Origin of the sequence: Bradyrhizobium sp. CCGB20, assembly GCF_024199855.1 — a bacterium.
Classification (GTDB): domain Bacteria; phylum Pseudomonadota; class Alphaproteobacteria; order Rhizobiales; family Xanthobacteraceae; genus Bradyrhizobium.
In genome coordinates this window covers 3,615,808-3,629,103 of sequence record NZ_JANADN010000001.1, presented here as the reverse complement: position 1 = coordinate 3,629,103, position 13,296 = coordinate 3,615,808, and the positions used below count along the sequence as shown (strand labels likewise).

Here is a 13,296-nt window from a genome sequence, read left to right as displayed (position 1 = left end):
AGTACGGTATTCTGCTGCCGAAGGCTGCGAACAACCATTCACACGCGCCGTATTCATGCAGCGCCGACAGCCGAAAACGCCGTTCATGATAAACTGCGACATGGGCCAATTCTCGTTCCGCGCACGAAAACAAGCTGCTAAATTGTTTCCAGCCGCGACGTGACTCGTTGCGGCGCGTTTCCGTAGCTGGCCCAACATTTACGGTAAAGATCGAGACGCGCCCGGAAAGGTCGACCACCAAAAATGGTCAGTCGACGGCGGATCGATCAATGCTGCCGATCATCGGTCCAACGATGTCGTGGACGTCACCGATGCGACACGAAGCAAACGTCGAAGGCTGCGTCGATGATCGCGAGCTTGACGGCCTGCGCCTTGTGATATTCGCGGCGAAAGCCTTTCGAGACCCACAGCCGGGACCTGCCGCGCGCTCCGACCCAGCCGAGGCTTCCCATGGACTCCGCCTCGGCGAGCTTGCGGCCCAGTTGGGTCCGGGACAATTTCAGCCGCTGCGCCAGAGCGGACACCGACGTCACGTCGGTCGTGATACGATCGAGGCTGGCGTCCTCTTCCTCACAGCCGACGATCAGGCGATCCATCAACACGCCCCCCTCGTCGACCCAGGTGAAGAGCTTGAACGTCGGTTCGGGCTCGCGAACCATGTGAGACCCGAGCAGGCCGTCGGCAATCAACGGCTGCATGCGCTGAACGACCTCCGGTCGTGCGGCGAAGGTCGCCGAACGGCTCCCGCCATCGAGGCCATCCAGCGTCGCAAGGTGCAGCAGATGCCATTGATACAGCGCATCAAGCGCCGCTGGTGCCGGCTCGAACGGGCGATGACGCCTGCCTTCGCTTCCCGCAACATGGCGCGCGATGCCGTATTTCAACATCTCCTTGACGAAGGCAGCCGCAGTGTTCCGGCTTGCGATCCGGTGATGCTCGACAAGATCGAGCACACGTGCGGTCAATACTCCCGAGCCAGCGCCGGCCACGGCAACATCCCGGAAGAATTGCGCCACCGCCGCGTGGGCCATCAGCCAACGTTGCTGCGTTGCAAACAACGATCCCATCCGCGGATCGGCAGCGTTGAGAAGCAAGAGCGCCCAGGCTTGTCCGCGCACGCGGGATTCAAGTGCAGGATTCAGGAAAATGTCATCCGCATTCAATGCCATCGGGTCTCTCTAAGCCAAAGCGCGCCGCCTCATGCCGCCGACCGCTCGCGTCACCAGCACCGTGAAGTCGGCTCCGCGCGCCGTAGACATGAACTATCGCTGCCGGTATGGCATGAAGTATGTTGTCATTCCAAATGAGATTCCCCTAAAGGCGCCTGCAATGAATTTCGTGGCATCGACCACTGATGGAGCGCAGCGCGGGCTCCCGAAACACCTCAAGAGTCTGGAAGCTCAATCAATCGAGATCATGCGCGAAGTCATCGCCGAGTTCAAACGACCGGTGATGCTCTATTCGATTGGCAAGGACTCCAGCGTCATGCTGCATCTGGCGCTCAAGGCGTTCTACCCCGCGAAACTCCCCTTTCCGCTGTTGCACGTCGATACGACATGGAAGTTTCGCGAGATGATCTCGTTTCGCGACGAAACAGCGCGCCGTCTCGGCATCGAGCTGCTCGTCTACGTCAACCAGGATGGTCTTGGCCGTGGCACGTCGCCGATAACATCAGGCTCGTCGATCCACACTCAGGTGATGAAGACCCACGCGCTCAAACAAGCCCTCGACCTCTATGGCTTCGATGCGGCTTTTGGCGGCGCTCGCAGGGACGAAGAAAAGAGCCGAGCCAAGGAACGGATCTTCTCCTTTCGCTCGCGCGAACACGCCTGGGACCCCCGCAACCAGCGCCCCGAATTGTGGAACCTGTACAACACCCGTGTCGGACCCGGCGAAACCGTTCGCGTTTTCCCGCTATCGAACTGGACCGAACTGGATATCTGGCACTACATCCATCTGGAAAACATTCCCGTGGTGCCGCTTTATTTCGCCAAACACCGCCCGGTCGTGGCGCGCGGCGGCTGCTGGATCATGGTCGACGACGAGAGACTGCCCCTCAAGGCGGACGAGCAGCCGGAATTGCGGCAAGTTCGATTTCGAACGCTGGGGTGCTATCCCCTGACCGGAGCGATCGATTCCAGTGCAACAACGCTGGAAGATATCATCTCGGAGATGAGATCGACGCGGCTCTCGGAGCGGCAGGGCCGCCTGATAGACAGCGACGAACCCGCATCAATGGAGCGAAAGAAGCGCGAAGGCTACTTTTGATGGACAGCCGCGAGTTTCCCGTTGAAGCGCAGAGCAAGGACCTGCTTCGTTTCCTCACCTGTGGATCGGTAGATGACGGAAAGTCCACGCTCATCGGCCGCCTCCTGCATGACTCCAAGCTCATCTTCGAAGATCAACTATCCTCGTTGGCGACGGATTCGAAGCGCCACGGCACCACCGGAGACGACATCGACCTTGCACTTCTCATGGACGGGCTGGAGGCAGAACGGGAACAGGGCATCACGATCGACGTTGCACATCGCTTCTTCAGCACGCCGCGACGTTCCTTCATTGTCGCCGACACGCCCGGCCACGAGCAGTATACCCGGAATATGGCCACCGGCGCATCGACAGCCGATCTCGCCATTCTCCTGATCGATGCGCGCAAGGGTGTTTTGCCGCAGACCAGACGGCACTCCCTGATTTGTTCGCTGCTCGGCATACGTCATGTTGTCCTGGCCGTGAACAAGATTGATCTGATCTCCTATCAAAGCGAGATTTTCGCTCGCATTGTCGATGAATACAGAGCCTTCGCCGTGCAACTCGGCTTTTCGTCGATCGCACCGATTCCAATCTCGGCCCGACATGGCGACAACGTTACGAAGGTGTCGGATAACACACCCTGGTTTCGCGGGCCGAGCCTGCTCGACTATCTCGAAACTATCGATGTGAGTGGCGATACGATCGAAAGCCCGTTCCGCTTTCCGGTGCAATGGGTCAATCGACCCCATCTTGATTTCAGAGGTTACGCCGGCACGGTAGCATCCGGGACAATCAATGCCGGCGATCCCATCGCCGTCGCGAGTTCCGGCAGAATCTCGAGGGTGAAGGAACTCCTGACTGCCGAAGGCGCTCAGACCTCCGCCCAGGCCGGTGACGCGATCACGATCACGCTCGCAGACGAGCTGGACGTCGCCCGCGGCGATCTCCTGGCCAATCCGGAGTCTCCTCCCGAAGTATCGGACCAGTTTGCGGCACATGTCATCTGGATGAGCGACCAGCAACTCATGCCCGGCCGCTCCTATTTGGCCCGCATCGGCACCCGGACGACGCCGGTTACCGTCACCGGGATCAAGTACAAGATCGACGTCAACACGCGCGAGCATCTTGCCGCCCGCACCCTCGGCCTCAACGATATCGCCTTCTGCAACCTGTCGACGGGCATGCCTGTCGCGTTTGACCCGTACGTGCAGAACCGCAAGACTGGATCCTTTATCGTCATCGACCGCTTGACCAATCATACGCTCGGCGCGGGGATGATCGCGTTTGGCCTGCGGCGTGCCACCAATGTCCACTGGCAGGCCACATTGATAGGAAAGTCGGAGCGCGCTGCGCAAAAGCATCAGAAGCCAGCCATCATATGGTTCACCGGCCTGTCAGGTGCCGGCAAGTCGACGATTGCCAACATCGTCGAACGCCGCCTTCACGCTGGCGGTCACCACACCATGATGCTGGACGGCGACAATCTGCGCCATGGTCTCAGCCGGGACCTCGGTTTCACGGAGGCGGACCGCGTTGAGAATATCCGTCGCGCCGGAGAGGCGGCAAAGCTCCTGGTGGATGCGGGCCTGATCGTTCTCTGCTCGTTCATTTCTCCGTACCGCGCTGAGCGGGACATGGTGCGTCGTCTGATGTCCGATGGAGAGTTCATCGAGGTATTCGTCGACACACCCATCGACGAATGTGCCCGGCGTGATCCAAAGGGCCTCTACGCCAAAGCGAAAGCCGGCAAGATCAAGAATTTTACCGGCTTCGATGCCCCGTACGAACCACCGACAACTCCCGAAATACACTTGCAAACGATTGGTCGGCAGCCCGAGGAGTTGGCGGACCAGATCGTGCAAGACTTGGCCGCGCGCGGAATCGTATAGGCGAAGAGTTGATGCGGGGTCCGAATATCTGCTCCGGAGGCCGCAATAGACCTTCGCCGGCGTCAGATGACCTTCCGCTCCGCGAGGCGTTCGATCTCGTCGTCTGAAAGCCCGAGCCAGCGCTGATAGATCTCGCGATTGTCTTGGCCGATGTCGCCCGCGGATGTCTTCAGCTTCGCGCGGTCGATCGTGAAGCGCGGCACGACATTCGACATTGCCACCGAACCGAAATCCCGGTCGGGCACGCGGGTGATCATCTCACGCGCCCGGGATTGCGGATCGGCGGCGATCTGGTCGATCGCGTAGATCGGCGCCAGCGTGCCTTCTTCGGCCGCGAAGGCGGCGAGCACGTCGTCGAGCGTATGGTCGCCGCACCATTGCGAGAAAACCGCGTTCAACTCCGTCGAATGTTCGACCCGGCGCGCGTTGTTGGAAAAGCGCGGATCATCAATCAGGTCCGGCCTGCCGATCGCCCGGCAATTCGCGGCAAAGAGCGCATTGGTCGATCCCGCCAGCGTCACCCAGCGGTCATCCCGGGTCCGATAGACGGCCGCCGGCGCGGAATAAGCGTTGCCGTTTCCAATGCGGCCACGCACGTCCCCCAGCTGATCGAACTCGATGGGCAAGACGTCGAGCAGCCGGAAAACCGCCTCGGTCAGCGCGAGGTCGATCTCCTCGCCCGGCGCGTCCGGGTTTTTCGCCCGCTTCCACAGCGCCGCAAGCGCGCCGACCGCACCGAACAGGCCGCCGATTGCGTCGCCGATGGGATAACCGGGATGCATCGGCTGACCCTCGGCCTCGCCCGTGATGTAGGTGAGGCCGCCCATGGCTTCGAATATCCGTGCGAAACCCGGACGGTCGCGATACGGCCCGTCCTGGCCGAACGCGGTCGCGCGCAGGATGACGAGGCGCGGCTGGACCTGCCATAGCACCTCTTTCGGCAGTCCCCAGCGGTCGAGCGTCCCGGGCCGGAAATTCTCGATCAGCACGTCGAAATGCGGCAGCATCCGCTTGAACAACTCGACGCCTTCGGCCTTGCGGAGGTCGAGCGTTGCGAACTTCTTGTTGCGGTTCACGCTCTTCCACCACAACGGCTTGCCGTCCTTGAACGGCGGGAAGGCCCTGACCCCGTCGCCCTGCCCCGGCATCTCGATCTTGAGCACGTCGGCGCCGTAGTCGCCCAGCAGCGTCGCGGCGAATGGCGCAGCGACAATGGTCGCGATATCCAGGACCTTCAGTCCTTCCAGCGGCCCACTCATGTCACGTCCCCGAACACATTGAACTTGCCTGACGGTTCACGCCACGTCTCGCAGCAGGAGACGGGCGATGTTGAGCTGGTGAATCTGGCTGGTGCCCTCATAGAGACGAAACAGCCGGACGTCCCTGTACCAGCGCTCGATCGAGGAGTGATCCGCGACGTAGCCGGCGCCGCCGAACATCTGCACGCAACGATCGGCCACGCGGCCGCACATCTCGGTCGCGAAGTACTTGCACATCGACGCTTCGAGCGCGATGTCCTCGCCGCGGTCACGCTTGCGCGCGGTTTCGAGGATCATCGACTGCGCCGCAAAGATCTCGGTCCGGCAGTCGGCGATCATCGCCTGCACCAGCTGGTAGTTTGCGACCGGCTCACCGAACTGGACACGGCTGCTGGTATGGCGGATGGCCATGTCGAGCATGCGGATCGCCGGCCCGGTCGACAGGGCCGCCAGATGAATGCGCTGCTTGTTCAGCACCTTCATGATGGTCTTGAAGCCCGCGCCTTCGCGGCCACCGATCAGATTGGCGGCCGGCACGCGGCACTGGTTGAAATAGACCGCGCTCACGGGCGAGCCCGCCTGCCCCATCTTCCGATAGGGCGCACCGGTCGCAAGGCCGGCACTGCCCCGCTCGACGATGAAGGCCGAAACGCCCGCCGCGCCTTTCGACTGCGGATCCGTGCGCGCCGTGACCGTAAAGATGTCGGCGACGGGCGCGTTGGTGATGAAGCATTTCTCGCCGTCGAGGACATACCAATCGCCATCGCGGCGCGCGGTGGTCTGCACGTTCGAAGCCTCGGACCCAGCGTCCGGCTCGGTCACGGCGAGGCAGCCAGTCCATTCACCGCTGGCGAGGCGCGGCAAATAGGCCTGCTTCTGCTGCTCGGTCCCGTCGGCGACGATTCCCTCCGAGCCGATGCCGGTGTTGGTCCCGACCCGGGCGCGAAATGCGACCGAACATTGCGACAGTTCGAACGCGGCCAGGACGAGTTCTTCGGTGGTGAGCCCGGCACCACCATAGGCCTCGGGGATGCTCCAGCCGAAGAAGCCTTCGGCGCGCATGATCGCGACGATGTCTTCGGGCACGTCATCGCAGCTTTCGACGTGTGCCTCGGCCGGAATAGCGACGTCACGGACAAACCGGCGGACGCGCTCCAGCAGCGCTTCGAAGGCGGCAGGTTCGCGGATCATGGCAGGAATCTTCCGATCAATCTCATTCCTGGAGCGCCTCCTCGCGCCGCGCGCGGATCGTCGGCAGCATGATCAGGATGACCGCGATCGCCGCCGCGGCCAGCAGGCTCGCCGAGAGCGGCGAGGTCAGCAGCACGGTGGCGTCGCCACGCGACAGCACCATGGCCCGGCGGAAATTCTCCTCGATGGCCGGCCCGAGAACCAGGCCCAGCAGCAGCGGCGCTGCCGGCAGTTGCAGCTTGATCAGGACATAGCCGAACACGCAGAACACGGCCGCCTCGTAGACTTCGAACGTTCCGCTGTTGATGGAATAGACGCCGATCGAGCAGAACACCATGATCGCCGGGAACAGATAGCGGTACGGGATGGTCAGCAGCTTCACCCACAGCCCGACCAGCGGAAGATTGAGGATCAGCAGCATCAGATTGCCGACCCACATCGAGGCGATCAGGCCCCAGAACAGGGTCGGGTTCTTCGTCATCACTTCCGGGCCCGGATGGATGTTGTGGATGTTCATGGCGCCGACCATCAGCGCCATCACGACGTTGGAGGGCACCCCCAACGTCAGCAGCGGAATGAACGAGGTCTGGGCGCCGGCATTGTTTGCCGATTCCGGTCCGGCGACACCCTCGATGGCGCCCTTGCCGAACTGCTCGGGATGCCGCGACAGCTTCTTCTCCAGCGTATAGGACGCAAAGGACGACAGCACCGCGCCGCCGCCGGGCAACACGCCCAGCAACGTGCCGAGCGCCGTGCCGCGCAGCATCGCCGGCACCATGCGGCGGAAGTCGTCGCGGGTCGGAAACAGATTGGTGATCTTCTGGGTCACCAGCGACAGCTTGTCGTCCTGCTCCAGATTCTTGACGATCTCGGCAAAGCCGAAGATGCCCATCGCCAGCGGCACGAAATCGAGGCCGTCGAACAGCTGGGGAATGCCGAAGGCAAACCGCTGGCTACCGCTGTTCAGATCGGTGCCGACGAGGCTCAGGAGCATGCCGAGCACGACCATGCCGATGCCCTCGATGAACGGACCGCTCGACAGAACCGAGGCAAGGATCAGGCCCAGGATCATGAGCGCGAAGAATTCCTTGGGACCGAACAACAGCGCGGTCGCGGTCAGCGGTCCCGCGAGGGCCGCCAAAGCGAGCGTCGCCACACATCCGGCGAAGAACGAGCCGATGGCTGCCGTGGCGAGCGCCACGCCGGCGCGGCCCTGCTTGGCCATCTGGTAGCCGTCGATCGTGGTGACGACGGACGAGGACTCGCCGGGCAGGTTGACGACGATAGCCGTGGTCGAGCCGCCATACTGCGCGCCGTAGTAGATTCCGGCGAGCATGATCAGCGCGGCATCCGGTTGTAGCGCGTAGGTGATCGGCAGCAGCATCGCGATGGTCGCGAGCGGGCCGAGGCCGGGAAGCACGCCGATCAGGGTGCCGAGCAGGCAACCGAAGAAGGCGTAGAGCAGATTGGCGGGCTGAGCTGCGGTGGCGAAGCCGATCGCCAGATTATGAAATAGATCCATCTGCCGGCTCGCTCAGTTGAGAAGAGATGGCCAGACGGGCAATGGCAGCCCAAGGCCGTAAACGAACACGGCCAGACACAGCGCGATGAGCACGGCCGCGTTGACCAGCGCACCGGTCCAGGTGAACTCGGGGCTGGCCTTGCTCGACACCATGATCAGGACGAACAGGGCGCCGACCAGACCGAGCGGGAACAGAAGCGCGCCGAACAGGACCACCGCCCCGGTGATCCAGGCGAGCCCCTTGAGATCCCACTGCCGCAGCGCCTGCGCCTCAGCTGTCGGCTTCACCGCGCTGAGGATCACGACGAGACCAATGGCGGCGAGTACGATCGCGAGCAGGCGCGGGAAATAGCCCGGCCCCATCTTCGCGGCTGTGCCTGCGGGATACTGTAGCGCCGTCACGAAGAAGAAGACCGCAAAGACAAGAAACAGGGCACCAGACGCGAAGGCCCTCTGATTGCGGATCGCCAATCCCTTCATCGCGGTCCTCCATCCTCATCCGAACCGGCCTTCGGCAGGCCCTCCCCGAGGGCCTCCATCAGAACCGGCACGCCGACGGCGCAGGCGTGCACGCCGAGATGCGCGGTCATCTGGAGAACCTGGCGGATCTCCCGCTGGCCGATGCCGAGCCGCAGCGCCCGCCTGATCTGCACGCGCAGCCCGTGCGGATCGAGCGCCGTGAAGCAGGCGTTCAATGCGATCGAGATCAGACATTGCGAGCGCCGGTCGAGACCGCCGCCTGCGTCCCGGTCGGCGAGAAGGTCCAGCAGCACGGCGAAATAGCCGGGATCGGACCGCAGCCATTGCTCGCAAAACTCCGGCCAGTCGCCGAACTGCGCCATATAGGCCTCGCGCAGCCTGCGCTGCTCCTTCGTCAGCTCGGATTGATCGGCCTGAACGCCCGCGCTCGCCAATTCTTCCGCGAGGATGCCAATGCCGATGTTGCAGCCGTCCAGCCCTTGAGCCGTCGCCAGGCGAAACACGTCGATAATCTCCCGCGCCGTGGCGCCTGCCTGAAGCGCAAGGCGAAGGTGCAGCGCGAGCCCGGCGCGGAACAGATGCGTCGCCGATCCGTCGAGCGCGACGTAGATCAGCTCGCACATCTTGGGCGACAGCGGCCCGTTCTCGGCGGCATAGCCGGCATATTTGCCGTAAGCCTGGAGAAACGCCGGATCGAGCCGCAGCAGGCCCTCCGTCCAGGGTCGCCAATAGCCGCGAGCCCTGACATAGGCCTCTTTCAGCACCTCTTGTTCCGGCGTCAGATCGGACATCGCGCTTGTCCCGTCAGGCAATGTTGGTCAGGGTGATGCCACCGTCGACGGTGAGCACCTGCGCCGAGATGAAGCCGCTCTCGTCGCCGGCGAGGAAGCAGATCGCCTTGGCGATGTCGTCAACCGTGCCGAGCCGGCCCAGCGGCGTTCGCGCGACCCGGCGCGCATCGAGCTCGGCATTGCGATTGCGCATCGTTCCCTCAGTCGGGATTGCCGAGGGCGCCACCGCGTTGACGCGGATATTGCGCGCGCCGAGCTCGGCCGCGGCCGCGCGCGTGATGCCCATGACGCCGGCCTTGATGCCGCTATAGACGATGCTGTTCTTGGCCGAGATCAGGCCAGCGACCGAAGCCACGTTGACGATGGCGCCGCCGCGCTCGGTATCCATGACCTCGGCCGCCGCCTGGATTCCCCAGATCACCGCCTTGAAGCCGATGTTGAGCATGCGGTCGACGGTTTCCGGGGCGATATCCGGGACGGATTGGTAGCGGACCCAGGCCGCGTTGTTGACGAGGATGTCGAAACGCTTCTGCCCCTCCGCCAATGCAAGAACCGCCTGCCGCATGCCGTCGCGGCTGGAGACGTCCTGCGTGACGGCAACCGCGTTGCCGCCTGCGGTCTTGATCGCGTCCACCGTGCTATCAACGAATTCCGGCTTCAGATCATTGACACCGACGATCGCGCCGCGCGCGGCGAGCTTCAGTGCGGTGGCGCGTCCGATGCCGTTTCCGGCACCCGTGACGAGTGCGACGCGGCCTGCGAGCGTCTGATCCCTGGTTTCGGTCATGGTTGTCTCCCTCACGCTCCTGCCTCGGCAAACGGAGCAACTTCCGATACATACCGGCGGCCGAACGTACTGATCAGACCGCTGGCGTCACCCTGTGCCTGGAGCGTGCGGATGCGGCGTAGATGCCGATGCACCGGCACGTCCCAGGTAAAGCCCATGCCGCCATGGATTTGCAGCGCGCCTTCGCTGATCGAGCAGCCATAGGTCGCTGCCGCCAGGAACGCCGCATCGCGCTGCACCGGGCCGCCGCCGTCGGATAGGCTGCGCGTGATCGCATGACGGATGCTCTCCAGCCCCAACTTCTGGCGCGCCAGCGCGTGGCGAATGGCTTGGTTATAGGACAGAGCGTGGCCGAACTGGCGGCGCGTCGAGGCATGCTCCTGCGCGAGCGACAAGCATGCTTCGGCCGATCCCAGGATGGCGGCGGCCCGAAGCACGTTGGCATCCGAGTTGAGCGCAGCCCACGTCCCGGGCGGCAGGATGGAGCCGATGGGAACTTCGACCTTCTCCAGTCGCACATTGTGCTCCGGCACCGTCAGATCGAGACCCGCCGCGTCCTCCACCACGACACCTTCGGCATCGGTCGGGATCAGCACCGCAGCGCCGCCGCTCATCCGCACCAGGATATGGTCGACCTTCGCTGCGCAGGGTGCGCGCCCGAGCGAGCCGCTCAGCACCAGCACCCCGCCCTGCCGTTCGGTGAGAGCCTCGCCCTGCCAGGCGATGGTTGCCAGTTTCTGGCCGGAGACGATCGCGGCGGCAAAACGCGTCAGCGACGACTGGAGCAGGCGGCCGACGAGAATGGTCTCCAGCAGCGGAAAGGCGAGCAATCCGGAATGCGCCGCCGCGATCACCGGCACCGCGAAGCCGATCGGCAGAGCCAGTCCCCCCACCTCCTCGTCCGCGACGATTCCGAGCAAGCCATCACCGGCGAGATTTTTCGCCTGCGCGCGCAAATCAAGGCCCGCACAGGCGGTCACTGCGCGTGCCGCGGTTGCCGCGAACTCGTCGGGCTGAAGTCCTTCGGCCATGCTCATCCTTGTCCTCTTCGAAAACCTTGCGACTACAATCGTTCACTAGGCGAGATAACCGCCGTCGACGGGCAGGATGACGCCGTTGATATAGGACGCCATCGCCGAGGCGAGAAAGACCACCGGCCCCGCGATCTCGTCGGGCTGTCCCACACGCTTCATCGGGGTGCGCGTCATCAGACCGGAGAGCCTCGCAGGATTCTCGCGGGTGCTTTCGCTCATCTCGGTCGCGATGATGCCGGGCGCAACGGCGTTCACCCGGATGCCGTCGGGCGCGAGATCGCGGGCAAGAGCCTGCGTGAACAGCCTCACCGCGCCTTTCGACGGAGAATAGCCGAGCGCACCATTCATGCCGCCGAAGGCCGCGACGGACGCAACGTTGATAATGGAGCCGCGCGTCTTGCGCAGCGCCGGAATGAAGGCGTGAACCACGTTGAAGGTGCCGTTGACGTTGACGTCGAAGACCTGGCGCCAGTTCTCGTGGGCGCGCGGGCTGTCGATCGGTTCCCGGATGATGATGCCGGCATTGTTGACGATGACGTCGGCGGGACCGACCTCCTCGTCCACACGCTTTGCCACGTCACGACACGCCGTGGCATCGGTCACGTCGAGCGAATAGGCCGCCGCCTCCTTGCCTCCGTCCCTTATCTCGCGCACGGCGGACTCGGCGCGGCCCTGCCGTAGATCAGTCACGACGACCCTCGCCCCGGCAGCAGCGACGCCGAGGGCGATGGCGCGGCCGATCCCCTGGCCCGCTCCTGTCACCACGACGAGACGGTCCTTCAGCAGGCCCGCAGCTCCGCTCCGGCCGTCGGACATCAGCGGCTCCTTGCCGTTCGCGGCGAGACAACGCGAAGGATGACCATCACTTGCCTCGCGATAGCTGGAGAATGCGATCGGCGATGATGCCGAGCTGGATCTCGGTCGTGCCGGCGTAGATCGTCTCGGCGCGGGCCTGGAGGTAGATGGCCTCGAAGCGTCGCCGCGCCACCTTGATCGCCGGGTTCTGCGGCAGCGAAGCCTGCGAGAGCAGTTCGAGGCCCAACGCGGCAAAGCGCTGATGCGACTCGCTCCAATAGAGCTTTGCAAGACTGCCGCGCGCGCCGATCTTGTCGCCGCTCGCGAGCGCCTCGACGGCGGTCTCGACATGCGCCTTCAGCACCTCGATCTCGACGGCGACCTCGCCGAGCCTGACCGCGTAGTGCCTGTCGGCAACCATCGCCGACAATGCCGTGTCAGCCTTGCACGCCGAGATCAGATGTCGCAGCTCGTTCTCGAACCGCCAGGCGCGGTACATGCGGTTGGTCGCCCGCTCGATCTCCAGCACGCGGATCGCCGCAGCCCAGCCCTCGTCGGGCGCGCCGATCGCATCAGCCTGCGCGACCTCGACCTCGTCGAAGAAGACCTCGCAAAAGCTCTCGCGTCCGTCGATCGACTTGATGGTGCGCACGCGCACGCCCTTGGCATCGAGCGGCACCGCAAACATGGCAAGGCCGCGATGGCGGTCCTCCAGCGGCCCGGTGCGGGCGAGCACGAGACAGCGTTGTGCCCGGTATGCGCCGCTGGTCCAGATCTTCTGGCCATTGATCCGCCAGCCGTCGCCGCTTTGCGTGGCGCGGGTGCGAAGTCCCGCAAGATCGGAGCCGGCCTCCGGCTCAGAAAAGCCCTGGCACCAGATGTTGCGCATCTCGAGGATCGCGGGCAGGAAACGCCGCTTCTGCTCTTCAGTGCCGACAGCGAGGATGATCGGGCCGGCAAGCTCCTTGCCGATCGAGTTGACGCTCTCCGGCATCGCAAGCCGGCCGATCTCCTGATTGGCAATGAGGTGTTCGCGCAAAGTACGACCGTGCCCGCCATAGGCCTGCGGCCAGGTGATGCCAGTGAGGCCGGCGTGGTACATCGCCGCCTCCCAGGCAATCGACTGCGGGAGCGTGGGCGGCGCGAATGCGGCGCTGTCGCTGCGGAAACTCGCCGGCAGATGGGCGCGCAGCCAGCGATGCATCACATCGCGATAGGCGTCGCCCGTCAGGTTCTCCCCCGCGGCTTGCGTCAGTACCGCTTCAACTACACTCATTCGTCAGCTTCCTGTTCTCGCC

Annotated in this window: 12 protein-coding genes; 2 read left to right on the top strand and 10 right to left on the bottom strand. The window is 63.9% G+C overall.

Annotated features, from left to right (window positions below; translation table 11 throughout):
• Positions 1-305 precede the first annotated feature (305 nt).
• Positions 306-1,118: a hypothetical protein gene (locus NLM15_RS16550; protein WP_254118127.1), complete on the bottom strand. Its 813-nt coding sequence runs from the start codon at positions 1,116-1,118 to the stop codon at positions 306-308.
• Positions 1,119-1,329: 211 nt separating this feature from the next.
• Between NLM15_RS16550 and cysD the strand changes: the two genes are divergently transcribed.
• Both cysD and cysN read left to right on the top strand, forming a co-directional pair.
• Positions 1,330-2,268, top strand: a complete 939-nt coding sequence (gene cysD / locus NLM15_RS16545) for a sulfate adenylyltransferase subunit CysD (RefSeq protein WP_254124260.1) — start codon at positions 1,330-1,332, stop codon at positions 2,266-2,268.
• Entirely contained in the window at positions 2,268-4,139 is a 1,872-nt protein-coding gene (cysN, locus tag NLM15_RS16540; protein WP_254118126.1) for a sulfate adenylyltransferase subunit CysN, read from the top strand. Before cysD ends, cysN begins: the two co-directional genes overlap by 1 nt.
• A gap of 62 nt (positions 4,140-4,201) precedes the next feature.
• Here the strand turns inward: cysN and NLM15_RS16535 are convergent, their stop codons facing one another.
• From NLM15_RS16535 to NLM15_RS16495, 9 genes are read right to left on the bottom strand one after another with little or no spacing between them, the layout of a single operon-like run.
• A complete protein-coding gene (locus tag NLM15_RS16535; RefSeq protein ID WP_254118125.1) occupies positions 4,202-5,398 on the bottom strand; it encodes a CaiB/BaiF CoA-transferase family protein in 1,197 nt (398 codons plus the stop codon).
• Between the two features lie 36 nt (positions 5,399-5,434).
• Positions 5,435-6,589, bottom strand: a complete 1,155-nt coding sequence (locus NLM15_RS16530; RefSeq protein WP_254118124.1) for an acyl-CoA dehydrogenase family protein — start codon at positions 6,587-6,589, stop codon at positions 5,435-5,437.
• Between the two features lie 22 nt (positions 6,590-6,611).
• Positions 6,612-8,111, bottom strand: a complete 1,500-nt coding sequence (locus NLM15_RS16525; RefSeq protein WP_254118123.1) for a tripartite tricarboxylate transporter permease — start codon at positions 8,109-8,111, stop codon at positions 6,612-6,614.
• A gap of 12 nt (positions 8,112-8,123) precedes the next feature.
• Positions 8,124-8,591, bottom strand: a complete 468-nt coding sequence (locus NLM15_RS16520) for a tripartite tricarboxylate transporter TctB family protein (protein WP_254118122.1) — start codon at positions 8,589-8,591, stop codon at positions 8,124-8,126.
• Positions 8,588-9,382 carry a carboxymuconolactone decarboxylase family protein gene (locus NLM15_RS16515; RefSeq protein WP_254118121.1) on the bottom strand — a complete coding sequence of 265 codons (795 nt, stop codon included), beginning with the start codon at positions 9,380-9,382 and terminating at the stop codon, positions 8,588-8,590. The genes NLM15_RS16520 and NLM15_RS16515 overlap by 4 nt, the downstream gene beginning before the upstream one ends.
• 13 nt (positions 9,383-9,395) lie before the next feature.
• The gene (locus NLM15_RS16510) at positions 9,396-10,169 is read right to left on the bottom strand and encodes an SDR family NAD(P)-dependent oxidoreductase (protein ID WP_254118120.1); all 774 of its coding nucleotides are present in this window, start codon (positions 10,167-10,169) and stop codon (positions 9,396-9,398) included.
• A gap of 11 nt (positions 10,170-10,180) precedes the next feature.
• Positions 10,181-11,206, bottom strand: a complete 1,026-nt coding sequence (locus NLM15_RS16505; protein ID WP_254118119.1) for an acyl-CoA dehydrogenase family protein — start codon at positions 11,204-11,206, stop codon at positions 10,181-10,183.
• 39 nt (positions 11,207-11,245) lie between these two features.
• Positions 11,246-12,019, bottom strand: coding sequence for an SDR family NAD(P)-dependent oxidoreductase (locus tag NLM15_RS16500; RefSeq protein ID WP_254118118.1), 774 nt, complete (start codon positions 12,017-12,019; stop codon positions 11,246-11,248).
• A gap of 46 nt (positions 12,020-12,065) precedes the next feature.
• On the bottom strand, positions 12,066-13,274 hold the full coding sequence (locus NLM15_RS16495; protein WP_254118117.1) for an acyl-CoA dehydrogenase: 1,209 nt from the start codon (positions 13,272-13,274) through the stop codon (positions 12,066-12,068).
• Positions 13,275-13,296: the final 22 nt, after the last annotated feature.